Genomic DNA, 12,323 nt, shown 5'->3' with positions numbered 1-12,323 from the left:
CGTCTGACTTCCGCAGCTCCTCCGCGGTTATGTAGGTCAGAAGTTGCAAGCCCACAGCCTTGTTTCCAGCGAGATACCAAGTTAATTGTGAAACTACCACCGGACGTAGTAAAGAATGCTGATTTATCAACAAAATATAACTCGGCAACGGGGTTGCGTATACTAAAAAATTGTGAGTACAGCAGAGAATAATATTGAGAATAATGAATACGACAACAGCATCAACAACTGCGATTGCGATAAGCCTGAAATTCTTTCGACTGGTCATATAGTCGGAAAACCTTCTGGGCGTTTTCATACTCATGCTATTCCACTCGATATGGACGATGTTGAGCGAGATTGGGATAAGCCAGTTACACAAGCAGGAATTGCTGCAAAATCGAGTATTATTATTCGCGTCGGTGCGCTCGGCTTAGGAGCAGGCACAGGAAGCTACCGAGTTCGCGAGCTTATGCACAGAATCGGCGAACCAATGGGTGTACATGTGCGCGCGGACGTGAATCTCACAGATATTGAAGCAACTTGTACTGATAAGCATGAGCGAATTACTGAAGTTGTAGATCTTCCAACCACAGGTGTTAACACTGAGCGCATTTGGCTTCTAGAACATTTTGCAGATTGGTTTAACGTCAAGCTTGGAAACGATTCTTTATATCACTCTAAAGCTGCTGTTTCTAAGGAATTAGTTGACACATTGCAAGCGAGCGACGACGAACATACCATTGTACAAACAGCTAAGCAGTCTGAAGAAAATGCTACTAAAATTGCAAAAAAGAAAGCGTTGCAAGAAGCTATAAAAAAAGAAAAACCACGCGGCATTTTTGCATTACAGCCAGAAAGTGCTTATGCTGAACATTTTTCACACGTAAACACATCCAGTAGTAATGGCGAGCCTAAAAATAATCATCCTCTTACGGTTAGAGAAGTACATGACCGTCTTGATTTGATTAAAAATAGGAAACCGCTATACAAACCGTGGTTTGCTGGTCTTGCTTCGGCAGTTGCTTGCGCATCCTTTGCGTTCTTGCTTGGCGGCGGCATTTACGACATGATTGGTGCTTTTATTGGAGCAGGAATCGGTCACTATATTCGTCGCAGAATGTTTATGAAGCATCTAAACCAGTTTGTAGTTACATTCGTAGCTGTTGCAATAGGTGCACTATCATGCATTGGGGCTTTACGTCTTATTGGCTTCTTTGACCCTAGCGCGCTCAATCATACAACTGCATATATTGGCTCAGTGTTGTTTGTTATTCCTGGATTCCCTCTTATTACAGGCGGTTTAGATATTGCAAAAATTGATTTCCCTTCAGGAATTCAACGACTTTGTTACACAATGGCTATTATTTTGATGGGAACTCTTGCGGGATGGACAGTTGCAAGCCTTGTACATCTCAATCCTCAAGGCTTCCCTCCTCTCGGATTAAATCCTTGGCTTAACGCAGTTCTTCGACTTATTACAGCTTTTGCCGGAGTATGGGGCTTCTCAGTTCTATTTAATTCTCCACAACGAATGTGCTTAGTTGCTGGCGTTATTGGCGCTATTACTGACACATTGCGTTTAACTATGACAGATTTTGGAGTTGCTGCCGAAATTGCAGCTTTCAGCGGTGCTTTATTGGCAGGTTTGCTAGCTTCTGCTTGGAGAACTATCGTTCGTCACGGATTAGCGCCTCAATATTTGGGTTATCCACGAATAGGTCTTACGGTTCCATCTATCGTAATTATGGTTCCTGGACTTTATATGTATCGCGCAATGTTTTATCTTGGTCAATTTCACACGCTTCCAGCGTTAGACTGGACTTTCCGCGCTTTCATGGTAATTATTTGCTTACCTATTGGTCTTGCTGTAGCACGCGTTATTACAGATAAAAGCTGGCGTTACGACGTGTGATGTTCTAAGTTTCAGTTCGTTAATTTTTAACAAAAAGCCGCTTACAAGTTTTCTTGCGAGCGGCTTTATTTTTTATTAATTTACTTATTGAAATTTAATTAATACTTCATTCCCATAGCATCTCGCACTTGGGAAAGCGTTTCTTCTGCAATAGCATTTGCACGCTTATTGCCATCATGCAAAATGTCTCGAACAGTATCCATATCTTTTGCAAGTTCTGCACGACGCTCACGGTGAGGTGCCAAGAAATTATTTACATTTTCAATTACGTAAGCTTTCAATGCGCCAGCACCAGCGTTACCAATTTCTTCAGCAATCTCTTTAGGATCCCTACCTGTAACTAAACCTGCAGTAGTAAGAAGTGCAGAAACTTGCGGACGAGTTACTGGATCAAAAGTAATCATCCTCTCAGAATCAGTTGGACTCTTCTTAATTAATTTGGCAGTTTCTTCGGCAGTAGCCCCGAGCATAATCGAGTTACCGTAAGATTTGCTCATCTTTCGTCCGTCCAATCCTGGAATTTCAGGAGCATCAGACAAAATTGCTGCTGGCTCTGGGAACACTGGATTCTTTTTTGCGTATCTCTCATTAAAACGACGCGCAATTGTACGAGTGATTTCAACATGCGGCAAATTATCTTTACCAATCGGCACAACATTAGCTTTACAGAACAAAATATCGCAAGCCTGGTGCACTGGGTACGTAAGGAGCAATCCGGTTAAAGCATGTCCAGATGATTCCATTTCCGACTTTACAGTAGGATTCCTGTGTAATTCTGCTTCTGTAACAAGCGAAAGGAAAGGCAACATAAGCTGATTTGCTGCAGGAACTGCGGAATGAGTAAATATCATTGTTTTTTCAGGATCAATTCCGGCAGCCATATAATCCAGCACTAAATTCAAAACATTATCTTCAATATGCTCAGTGGTGTCACGATCAGTAATTACTTGATAATCTGCAATAATAATATTGGTTTTTACTCCGCGCTGCTGCATTGCAACACGCTCACGAATAGATCCAAAATAATGTCCTAAATGCAAACGACCAGTTGGGCGATCTCCAGTAAGCATAGTAAAAGACGAAGGGCTAGCTTGTAACTTTTCAAGCGTTGCATCTGAACGTTTACGCGCTGCAAGGAAGCTTGCGCTCATCTCATTACCAGCAGCTGTAACCTGTGCTTCTTCCGGCATTTTAGGCTCCTTAATTGTGCGTATTTTTACGCTGAAAATATGGCTTTTATGGTAAAAGTTTACACAGACAATATACTCGGTTGCGGTTAAGTGGTACGCTCTTGTGTGATGAACTGATTGTTACTTAATTTTTAGAGGGGGTCAGATGGGCCGCGGACGACAGAAGGCAAAGCAACAGAAAATTGCCCGTAAGCTCAAATACCTGACGACCGATACGGATTATGACGAGCTTGCTAAGGAACTTAATTCCAGCGAACCCGGACAAGGATCCTTCGATCCATTTGCGTCGAGCGAAAGCTATGAGGAAGATACATATCTTCCAGAAGAGAATGACACAGATCAAGAAAATGATGTCGTTGATGCTTCAAACGAAGATGATTTAGACGAGTATGCCAAGTGGGCTGCGGAAGCAGCTGCAAAAGCCGTTAGCAGCGAAAACTCTTCTACAAACTCGGGAGCGCACACGCCAGCGCATCATCATATCCCTATGCCAATTCCAAACTTCATACACAAACACGACAATTAAAAATTAAATTTATTAAAATTATTTTATTTACGTATCCTGGGCATTCGAAATACTGTTTGCCCAGGATATTTGTAAATACACGCTGTAAATACGCAATTAAGCTACAATAAAGTCAACTTACAGCGGCAAAATATCGCTTAAATCATCACGCTCGCCAATTGCACTTATGTTGCCAAAGTCCTGTTCCTGATGCCATTTAGTAACACCACTCGCTAATCTAAGCCATACTTTAGGCTCAAGTTCAATAACATCTGGCGGTGTGAGATTATGCGGATCCGAAGCTGGTCCTTCCAAAATTTTTACTGCACCAAAAGGCGCAACCCTTACTTCTACTGCGCACCCAGGCACTTTATTCTCAAGAAGATATAGCGAATATCTAACCGCTAAAGCTTCGTCGTTTAAAGAGATATTTAAAATATTACTATTTATTTGCATGGCTTCTATGCCATTGCCAAGTGCTTTAATAGCAGATTCACGCCAGAATTGCCAAGCACATTGTCCTCGTTTTATATCTCGTTCAAGTATTACTGACATATTTTTATTATCTTCTAAACAACCTACTTTCAGCAATATATTTGTATTAAGACGTTATATACAAATATTTAAAGGGATTAGGTTGTGGTATTCTCGGGGTTATCGTGTGCATTCACATGCCTCTTGTAGTTATCTTCAAAAGTTATCTGCAAAATGGTGATGGTTTAATTGCCTAAACACAAAGTTTTAGGCTGCACACTTTTAGGAAATATATCAAACGGCACAAGGAGTCAAATATGACTAAACACGTCGCGCCGAAAGCCAAAACTACTGCGACGGCATTTGCCAAAGAACTTCAAGAGCACCTCAAGTACACCCAGGGTGTAACGCCAGAGCAGGCCACTACGGCAGATGTGTATGTTGCCGCTGCTACCGCAGTTCGTCGTCACTTGATGGACTCTTGGATGCAGACTCAGCATGACATGGTTAATGGCAACACCAAGGCTGTGGGCTATTTGAGCGCAGAGTTCTTGATGGGTAAGCAGCTTGAGAACGCTTTGTTGAACGCTGGTCTTACTGACCAATTCAATAAGGCTGTTACTAAGCTTGGCTTCGATCCAAAAGCTGTTATCGATGCCGAGTATGAACCAGGTTTAGGTAACGGCGGTTTGGGTCGTCTCGCAGCCTGCTTCATCGATTCACTCGCCTCTATTGGCGTTCCAGCATTTGGCTACGGCATCCAGTATCGTTACGGCATCTTCAAGCAGCGCTTTGATGAAGAAGGTAAGCAGGTTGAAACCCCTGATTACTGGCTTAGCAACGAAGAGCCATGGGGTCACATTGATTATGGTCGTGACCAGCGCGTCAACTTCGGTGGTGAAGTTGTAGAGGAAAACGGCAAGCGCGTTTGGAAGCCAGCTTGGTCTGTTCGCGCAGTACCAGTTGACTACATGGTTCCAGGTTATAATTCTGGTCGCGTAAATACTCTTCGTTTGTGGACCGCTAAGTCTTACGATGAGTTTGATTTGCTCACCTTCAACAAGTCCGAGTACTTGGATGCTGTAAAGCCACAGGTTGCAGCAGAAAACATTTCTAAGATTCTTTACCCAGAAGATTCCACTCCAGAAGGTAAGGCTTTGCGTCTTGAGCAGCAGTACTTCTTCGTAGCTGCTTCTATTCATGATGCAATCCGCGTATTCTACCCAGGTCAGGATAAGCCGGATCTCACTACCTTCCCAAGCAAGATTAACTTCCAGTTGAACGACACTCACCCAGTTATCGGCATTCCAGAGCTTATGCGCGTTCTTATGGACGAGTACGGCTACGATTGGAACACCGCTTGGGGTATCACCACCAAGACCTTCAACTACACTTGCCACACCTTGCTTCCAGAAGCTTTGGAAGTTTGGCCAGCCAAGCTTATTGGCGAACTGTTGCCACGCCACCTTGAAATCATTCAGGGCATTAGCGAGCAGTTCCGCAACGAGCTTCGCGGTAAGGGCGTTGCTGAGGATCAGGTTGAGCGCATGCGCATCGCTACCGACGCTGACGAAAATGGCGAAGGTGCTGTAGTTCGCATGGCTTACTTGGCTACCTACGGCGGTTCTTACGTTAACGGTGTTGCTGAACTTCACTCTGAGTTGTTGAAGGATGTCACTTTGAAGGACTTCTCCAGCGTTTACCCAGATAAGTTCAAGAACGTTACTAACGGCGTAACTCCTCGTCGTTTCGTGCGCTTGAGCAACCCACGCATGTCTGCTCTTATTACTGAGGGCTTGGGCACAGACGCATGGCAGGGTAATTTGGAGCTTCTCGAAGGCTTGAAGCCATTGGCTGACGACAAGGCGTTCGTTAAGAAGTTTGCTGAAGTTAAGAAGCAGAACAAGCTTGCCTTCGTTGATTTCGCAAAGCAGAAGTATGGCTTTGAGATCAACCCAGACACAATGTTCAACACCATTGTTAAGCGTTTGCACGAGTACAAGCGCCAGTCCATGAAGATCCTCCAGGTTATCTCCACATACGCTGGAATCAAGAATGGCACAATCGACGTAGACAAGATGCTTCCACGCACCGTGTTCTTCGGCGCTAAGTCTGCTCCAGGCTATGCTATGGCAAAGCTTACGATTCAGCTCATCAACAATGTTGCTCGCGTTGTGAACAACGACCCAGCTTGCAAGGGCAAGCTCGCAGTGTTCTTCCCACCAAACTACAACATTGAACTTGCTATGAACTTGATTCCTGCAACCGATTTGGATGAGCAGATTTCTCAAGCTGGTAAGGAAGCTTCTGGCACTGGTAACATGAAGTTCGCTTTGAACGGTGCTTTGACTGTTGGTACTCTCGATGGTGCAAATGTTGAGATTCGCGAGCGCGTTGGTGCTGAGAACTTCTTCCTCTTCGGCATGACCGTTGACGAGGTTGAGAAGCTCTACGCTGAAGGCTATGATCACGGCGGCTCCCGTAAGTACTATGAATCTGATCCTCGCTTGAAGACTGCTGTGGATATGGTTGCTGACGGCACCTTCTCCAACGGCGACAAGAGCGTGTATGAGCCACTCGTTAACGATTGGCTTACCCATGATTACTTCATGGCAATGGCTGACTTCAGCTCTTATATGGATATTCAGGCTCAGATTGAGGAAACTTACCGCGATCCAATGAAGTGGGCTCGCATGGCAGTCTTGAACGTAGCCAACTCTGGTTACTTCTCTTCTGACCGCTCTATCGAAGATTACCTCGATCGCATTTGGCACACTGGTGCTCTTCCAACACCTGTTGCTGAGTAATTGAGTATTCTCCAATAGCAATACATAGAAAATAAAAGGCGGAGGCTGTTAATCAGTTTCCGCCTTTTTGTGTAGATTTTAGTTAAATTGCATGTAAGACAAACGCTTTTGTTTGCAACAATTCTTTAGTAATTACAAATAAAGGCGACTACGAATATACGCAATCGCCTTTATTTTGGACTGTATAAAGCAAATGTCACTTATGCCTCGGCGGCAGGAGTATCGTTAGCTTCTTTCTCTTCTTTTTCTAACCCTAGGTCAATTGGCGAAGAACTGTTCTCCCATGGTTCCTCCCAAGGGTCATAATCAGGATTATGCTGCTTGTACACATACAACGCAGCAATACCTGCGAGCAGTGCTCCGAAGAGCAGTGCAAAGAACTTCCAACCGCCAGAGGATCTGTTCTCCATGATGGCTCCTTTCCGGTTAAGCTGACCTGCTCGTCCAAGTCAACAATCTATACCGCTTTTTGTCGCGTAATAACTATCATAGTTGCTTTTCTTCAGAGTTGCATCTTTTTTAAATAATGTTATTGATTAAATTTGTGAAGTAAAACCGATATCATAAGCATATGCACAACTTTGATATTAAAAATATTTTAAATAATATAAGACTTCGTTTTAACACAACCACAGCCATTTTAGTATATTCATGCATTTTTATTTGGATATTGGAAATGATACTGAACTTTGCATATCCAAATTATTATTCGACTCTAATAAGCTATACTGCGTTTCTTCCAATTACTGCGTTACAAACACCTTGGACTTGGTTCACATCAATGTTTGTTCACGCACCAAATTTAACCCATATTTTCTTCAATATGCTATGTCTTTGGTCGCTCGGAGTTGAATTAGAACGATTCTTCGGTAAATGGAAGTTTTTTGGATTGTATTTAATATCCGGCTTTGGTGGAAGCGTAGCTGATATTGTATGGTGCAAACTCACTAATAATTGGTTCGTTGCTTCATACGGTGCTTCGGGAGCTATTATGGGGCTTATAGGTGCACTTCTCGTAGCACAATGGCGACTAGGAGAAAACATGCGAGGAACAATTATTTGGATTGCTATTACTCTCGCTATGCCAGTCATTGTGCCTAATATCGCTTGGCAATCACACGTTGGAGGCTTAGTTTCTGGTACCGCAATTGCAGCATTGCTCGGAGTACAAAATCCGCTACTTAAAAAAGCTTCGTTTAATACGCGTTTCTTAGTATATTTTGTATCACTATTTGCTATTCTCACTGCTTGTGCAATGTTTTGTTTGAAGGCATAATTTGTTAAATTACACGTGTGTAGTTTTCCACCAATGTGCACAGGATTGTGTATAAGTTGTGCCTAAATTGGTGACAACTATATAAGTTATCCACATAGTTAATCACAAACGTTGATAACTTGCCTTTTTTGAACCTGTGCACAAGTGTATAAGAGTTATCCACAATTTAAGTTTTTTGTGGACTAAACTATCGACTACATAATTTTAATCTTTACTTGCTCTAAAATTTTCTACACCTCAACAAGGAATGAGATTCATGCCTACACTTCAAGTTCCAAAAACAATCGAACCAGCAAACGCTTCTACACTCACTTTTATTAAAGAAAACGCACAATTGTCACCAAGCAAAGCTGCTCTTAAAGCACCACGCAACGCAAATATCGACATACCTTTTGCAATTAACCAAATAGCAGGTAGGCAGATCGCGCAACAAAAACTGCCAAAATGGGCTTCCTGCAACGAAGTTATATACCCTGCGCATATTTCTATGGAACAGTGTTCTTCTCAATCAACAGCACAATACAAGGCAAATGTTGCAAAAGAATTACTCAACAAATTAAATTCAGAAAATTTTAGTAGCACACTTGTGGATCTTACTGGCGGCTTTGGCGTTGATTGCGCAATAATGTCTGAAGTTTTCGATTCTGCTATTTGTATTGAACAGCAAAACGAACTTTCTAGCATTGCACATCACAATATGAATGCACTTGGTATTACAAACGTAAAATGCTACAACAACAATAGTCTTGATGCACTCAAAAATATTCCTAAGTCAACGATAATATACGTCGATCCAGCTCGTCGTAACAAACAAGGATCTCGCACATACGCTATTGAAGATTGCACTCCAAACGTATTAGATCTTAAAAATCAATTGCTCACTAAAGCAGAAATAGTGATTATTAAACTTTCTCCAATGCTTGATTGGCACAAAACAGTTAGCGATTTTAGTGGCAATGTAGAAGCCGTACATATAGTCGCACATAGTAACGAGTGCAAGGAACTATTGATAATACTCAGCAACTCTCAGCACACAAAAGTACCAGTATATTGCGCAAACGATGATCAGATAACTGTTGTACAAGCAACTTACAATACTTCAACAAATCAGGTATCAATACAGCCTGGGTCAAATGTTTTAAATAATAGAGAAGAAAATAATAAAAAAGATAAAATTTTAGATATAAATAACTGGCAAGAATGGTCGCAATACGTTTATGAGCCAAATGCAGCAATCATGAAAGCTGGCTGTTTTTCATTGTTAGAAACTCAATACAATATACAACAAATCAGTGCGAATAGTCATGTTTACGTATCGGAAGAATACTACTCAGAATTTCCAGGAAAAATATGGAAAATTGAAAATATATGCAGCATGAATAAACGAGAAATAAAACAAACTTTTGCTGATATTACTCATGCAAATATTGTTACTCGTAACTTTCCAATACCTGTAGAAGCATTGCGCAAAAAATTAAACTTACAAGATGGCGGAAATACAAGAATTATTGCAACAACTGATAGCAATAAAAATCATATACTTATTCGCGCCGCAGCAGCAACAAAATAAAAAGTAGCTACGCAATATTTGCATAACTACTTTTAAAACATATTAAGCAGTTTGTTTTACAGACTAACGCCACCACATTGTCATAATGAATCCAGTCATTACTATTACTAATGCAATAACTAAATTCCATGCACCAATTCCAGGAATTGGAAGCACAGGGTTCAAATAATAAACAACAGCCCAAATTAATCCAACGACCATTAATGTGCAGAACAGCGGCACAAACCATGCAGCATTAGCTTTTGTGCCTTTAATGCTTTCTTCGACACGTCGCCTATTTTCAGCTTGTCTCTGCATCATTTGCTGAATCTGTGGAGAAAGCGCTGCTTTATCCGCAGTAGCATTCAACACTGCTTCAACTTCGTCCATAGGAACGCCATAAGTATTCTCATTTGACGTATCGCTCTTCTTTGCAGCGTCGTCAGCTGCAGTCGTGTGCAATTCTTCATCAGCCATAACTGTAACTCTCCAATCAATCGGCTACACGCTATAATAGTGGTTACACTCGAACGCGTGAAGGATGAAGATAAAATATGGCTAAGAGAACTGGGAAACATCGTGCTCAACACTCGCTGTTAAGCAGTTTTGCTGTTGCCGTTGCAGTATTTCTTACCGGCTATTTATTCGTTCTTAACTTGCGCGTAAACCGCTCTGCTTTTGTGACTTCTAATACGAGTCAAATGGTTGAAAGAAATTCACAGCGCACAAAAAATTTACGAGAAGATATAAAATCTTTAGATTCTAAAATTAATTTACTTAATAAAACGCTTGGTAGCAGCACTAGTGAAGGAAAAGAATCTTCTGATACTGGAAGTAGTACCGTACTTCCAAAACTTGAAGGACCTGGAATTGTTGTAACTCTTAACGACTCTCCTCTATGGAAAGGCGCAGTTAATGGTTCCGGAACATCCGGAACCATTAATGATTACGTAATCCACCAGCAAGATATTGAAGCTGTAGTAAATGCTTTGTGGCGCGGCGGAGCAGAAGCAATAACTATTCAGGATCAGCGAGTATTATTTAACTCCGCAGTTGTTTGTATTGGTAACGTTCTTATGTTGCAAGGTCATCAGTACTCGCCACCGTATAAAATATCTGCTATTGGTCCAATGGATAGCATGGTTGATGCTCTAAACAATTCACCAGCCATACACACCTACAAGGAGTATGTAAGTTCGTTTGGATTAGGATGGAAAGTGGAGAAAAAGAATAATCTGCGATTCCCTGAAGCATCGGCTTTGTTGCAACCATTAAGGTACGCAACAGTTCCTAAAGTGCTAAACAAATAAAATATGTTGCAAAGTCTTCATACATCAATAAAGGAGTAGCACACTATGCAATCTGCTAATATGCAGGAAGGAAAAACGAAGCGTAGCAGCTCGAATTTCTGGTGGCAAGCCGCTGGAATTATTGGCGAACTGTTGATAGCTTTTGCAGTTATTTGCGCATTGTACATTGCATGGCAAATGTGGTGGACTGGAGAGCAGGCTGAGCACACTCAAGTAGAGGCACGTCAAGCAATATCTTGGCAAAACCCAAAAACTGGTGATAAAACGAAGATTGCTTTACCACAGAATACTGACCCACCTGCTTTAAGCAAACCAAAGTCTGAAGACCTTGTAGCTCGTTTATACATACCACGTTTTGGAAATCAGTGGGAACGAAATGTTGTAGAAGGCATTACGCCAGACATCTTAAGCAAGCGTGGTTTAGGTCATTATCCAACCACACAAATGCCTGGTGCAATAGGTAATTTTGCAGTAGCAGGTCACCGAAATGGTTATGGTCAGCCATTGGGAGATGTAGACTTACTGAAGCCTGGCGACGCAATAGTAGTTCGCACAAAGGATTATTGGTTCGTCTATAAGTACACTTCTTACAAGATTGTTACACCAGATCACGGTGAAGTTATTGATGCAAATCCTGATCATCCTGGTGAGAAACCAACAAAACGTATGCTTACTCTTACAACGTGCGAACCTAAGTATACTGCTGCAACTCATCGCTGGATTAGCTACGCAAAATTCGCTTATTGGGCAAAGATTAGCGATGGCATTCCAAAAGAACTTTCTACTATTGATGAGCAAGGAAAAGTGAAGTTTATTAACAATGAGCAACAATCTCTAGTTTCTCGTCTTTCTTCACTAGTGCCAGTTATGGTGGTTGTTTTATTAGTGTATATGATGATTTTCGTAGCAGGAGCAATTGCTTGGCAATGGCCAGAACTTCGCGCTATTCATTCTGGATTAAAGAAAAAGCCTGATGCAAGCATTTTTGGCGGTCTTTTGCGCATACAACCAGGTATTACAGCGATTCGTTGGATTCTTTCGATTCTGATTTATTTCTTCATTGTATTAGCATTATTCCAGTGGATTTTCCCTTGGGGCGCATCTACAATTCCATTCCTTCAGCAGATGTCTAATTACTCAACAACTGTATGATAACGGGTTAAGTAGTAAGTTTTAAATATTCTTACGATTGCTTTAAAACTTACAAAATAAAAACATTTAAGGCGATTGCGTATGAAGCGCAGTCGCCTTTTGTTTATATTAATAAAATAAAAGCCTATAGAAACACATAAAATAACGCATTGCTGTAAAACTATGT

At 41.5% G+C, this 12,323-nt stretch carries 11 protein-coding genes; 7 read left to right on the top strand and 4 right to left on the bottom strand.

Annotated elements, in window-relative coordinates; genetic code table 11:
* Positions 1–172: 172 nt before the first annotated feature.
* Complete coding sequence (locus HXT48_RS00390; RefSeq protein ID WP_076002508.1) at positions 173–1,894, top strand: threonine/serine ThrE exporter family protein; 1,722 nt, start codon at positions 173–175, stop codon at positions 1,892–1,894.
* Between the two features lie 98 nt (positions 1,895–1,992).
* Here the strand turns inward: HXT48_RS00390 and trpS are convergent, their stop codons facing one another.
* Positions 1,993–3,084 carry a tryptophan--tRNA ligase gene (trpS, locus tag HXT48_RS00385; protein WP_004109506.1) on the bottom strand — a complete coding sequence of 364 codons (1,092 nt, stop codon included), beginning with the start codon at positions 3,082–3,084 and terminating at the stop codon, positions 1,993–1,995.
* A 145-nt stretch (positions 3,085–3,229) separates the two neighbouring features.
* Between trpS and HXT48_RS00380 the strand changes: the two genes are divergently transcribed.
* Entirely contained in the window at positions 3,230–3,610 is a 381-nt protein-coding gene (locus HXT48_RS00380; RefSeq protein WP_004109509.1) for a DUF3073 domain-containing protein, read from the top strand.
* A 117-nt stretch (positions 3,611–3,727) separates the two neighbouring features.
* Here HXT48_RS00380 and HXT48_RS00375 read toward each other — a convergent pair whose 3' ends face one another.
* The gene (locus tag HXT48_RS00375; protein ID WP_004109512.1) at positions 3,728–4,144 is read right to left on the bottom strand and encodes a sterol carrier family protein; all 417 of its coding nucleotides are present in this window, start codon (positions 4,142–4,144) and stop codon (positions 3,728–3,730) included.
* A 236-nt stretch (positions 4,145–4,380) separates the two neighbouring features.
* On the opposite strand from HXT48_RS00375, the gene HXT48_RS00370 reads away from it, so the two are divergent.
* Positions 4,381–6,870, top strand: a complete 2,490-nt coding sequence (locus HXT48_RS00370; protein ID WP_012913689.1) for a glycogen/starch/alpha-glucan phosphorylase — start codon at positions 4,381–4,383, stop codon at positions 6,868–6,870.
* A 200-nt stretch (positions 6,871–7,070) separates the two neighbouring features.
* On the opposite strand, the gene HXT48_RS00365 is transcribed toward HXT48_RS00370, so the two are convergent.
* Positions 7,071–7,280, bottom strand: coding sequence for a hypothetical protein (locus HXT48_RS00365; RefSeq protein ID WP_004106126.1), 210 nt, complete (start codon positions 7,278–7,280; stop codon positions 7,071–7,073).
* Positions 7,281–7,441: 161 nt separating this feature from the next.
* Between HXT48_RS00365 and HXT48_RS00360 the strand changes: the two genes are divergently transcribed.
* On the top strand, positions 7,442–8,146 hold the full coding sequence (locus tag HXT48_RS00360; protein WP_102155571.1) for a rhomboid family intramembrane serine protease: 705 nt from the start codon (positions 7,442–7,444) through the stop codon (positions 8,144–8,146).
* Between the two features lie 256 nt (positions 8,147–8,402).
* Entirely contained in the window at positions 8,403–9,716 is a 1,314-nt protein-coding gene (locus HXT48_RS00355) for a THUMP-like domain-containing protein (RefSeq protein WP_102155569.1), read from the top strand.
* 63 nt (positions 9,717–9,779) lie between these two features.
* Here the strand turns inward: HXT48_RS00355 and crgA are convergent, their stop codons facing one another.
* Complete coding sequence (gene crgA / locus HXT48_RS00350) at positions 9,780–10,172, bottom strand: cell division protein CrgA (RefSeq protein ID WP_004109527.1); 393 nt, start codon at positions 10,170–10,172, stop codon at positions 9,780–9,782.
* A gap of 77 nt (positions 10,173–10,249) precedes the next feature.
* On the opposite strand from crgA, the gene HXT48_RS00345 reads away from it, so the two are divergent.
* Positions 10,250–11,005: a DUF881 domain-containing protein gene (locus HXT48_RS00345; protein WP_004109529.1), complete on the top strand. Its 756-nt coding sequence runs from the start codon at positions 10,250–10,252 to the stop codon at positions 11,003–11,005.
* Positions 11,006–11,050: 45 nt separating this feature from the next.
* Positions 11,051–12,157: a class E sortase gene (locus HXT48_RS00340; RefSeq protein ID WP_004109532.1), complete on the top strand. Its 1,107-nt coding sequence runs from the start codon at positions 11,051–11,053 to the stop codon at positions 12,155–12,157.
* Positions 12,158–12,323: the final 166 nt, after the last annotated feature.

The sequence above is a fragment of the Gardnerella sp. KA00127 genome (assembly GCF_049244125.1).
In the GTDB taxonomy this organism is placed as follows: Bacteria; Actinomycetota; Actinomycetes; order Actinomycetales; family Bifidobacteriaceae; genus Bifidobacterium; species Bifidobacterium swidsinskii.
This window is presented reverse-complemented; position numbering and strand designations above follow the sequence as displayed.

Bases quoted from the DNA above. Each gene is read 5' to 3' on its own strand.
- crgA (WP_004109527.1), bottom strand. From the start codon at position 10,172: ATGGCTGATGAAGAATTGCACACGACTGCAGCTGACGACGCTGCAAAG.
- HXT48_RS00365 (WP_004106126.1), bottom strand. From the start codon at position 7,280: ATGGAGAACAGATCCTCTGGCGGTTGGAAGTTCTTTGCACTGCTCTTC.
- trpS (WP_004109506.1), bottom strand. From the start codon at position 3,084: ATGCCGGAAGAAGCACAGGTTACAGCTGCTGGTAATGAGATGAGCGCA.
- HXT48_RS00340 (WP_004109532.1), top strand. From the start codon at position 11,051: ATGCAATCTGCTAATATGCAGGAAGGAAAAACGAAGCGTAGCAGCTCG.
- HXT48_RS00360 (WP_102155571.1), top strand. From the start codon at position 7,442: ATGCACAACTTTGATATTAAAAATATTTTAAATAATATAAGACTTCGT.
- HXT48_RS00355 (WP_102155569.1), top strand. From the start codon at position 8,403: ATGCCTACACTTCAAGTTCCAAAAACAATCGAACCAGCAAACGCTTCT.
- HXT48_RS00345 (WP_004109529.1), top strand. From the start codon at position 10,250: ATGGCTAAGAGAACTGGGAAACATCGTGCTCAACACTCGCTGTTAAGC.
- HXT48_RS00375 (WP_004109512.1), bottom strand. From the start codon at position 4,144: ATGTCAGTAATACTTGAACGAGATATAAAACGAGGACAATGTGCTTGG.
- HXT48_RS00380 (WP_004109509.1), top strand. From the start codon at position 3,230: ATGGGCCGCGGACGACAGAAGGCAAAGCAACAGAAAATTGCCCGTAAG.
- HXT48_RS00370 (WP_012913689.1), top strand. From the start codon at position 4,381: ATGACTAAACACGTCGCGCCGAAAGCCAAAACTACTGCGACGGCATTT.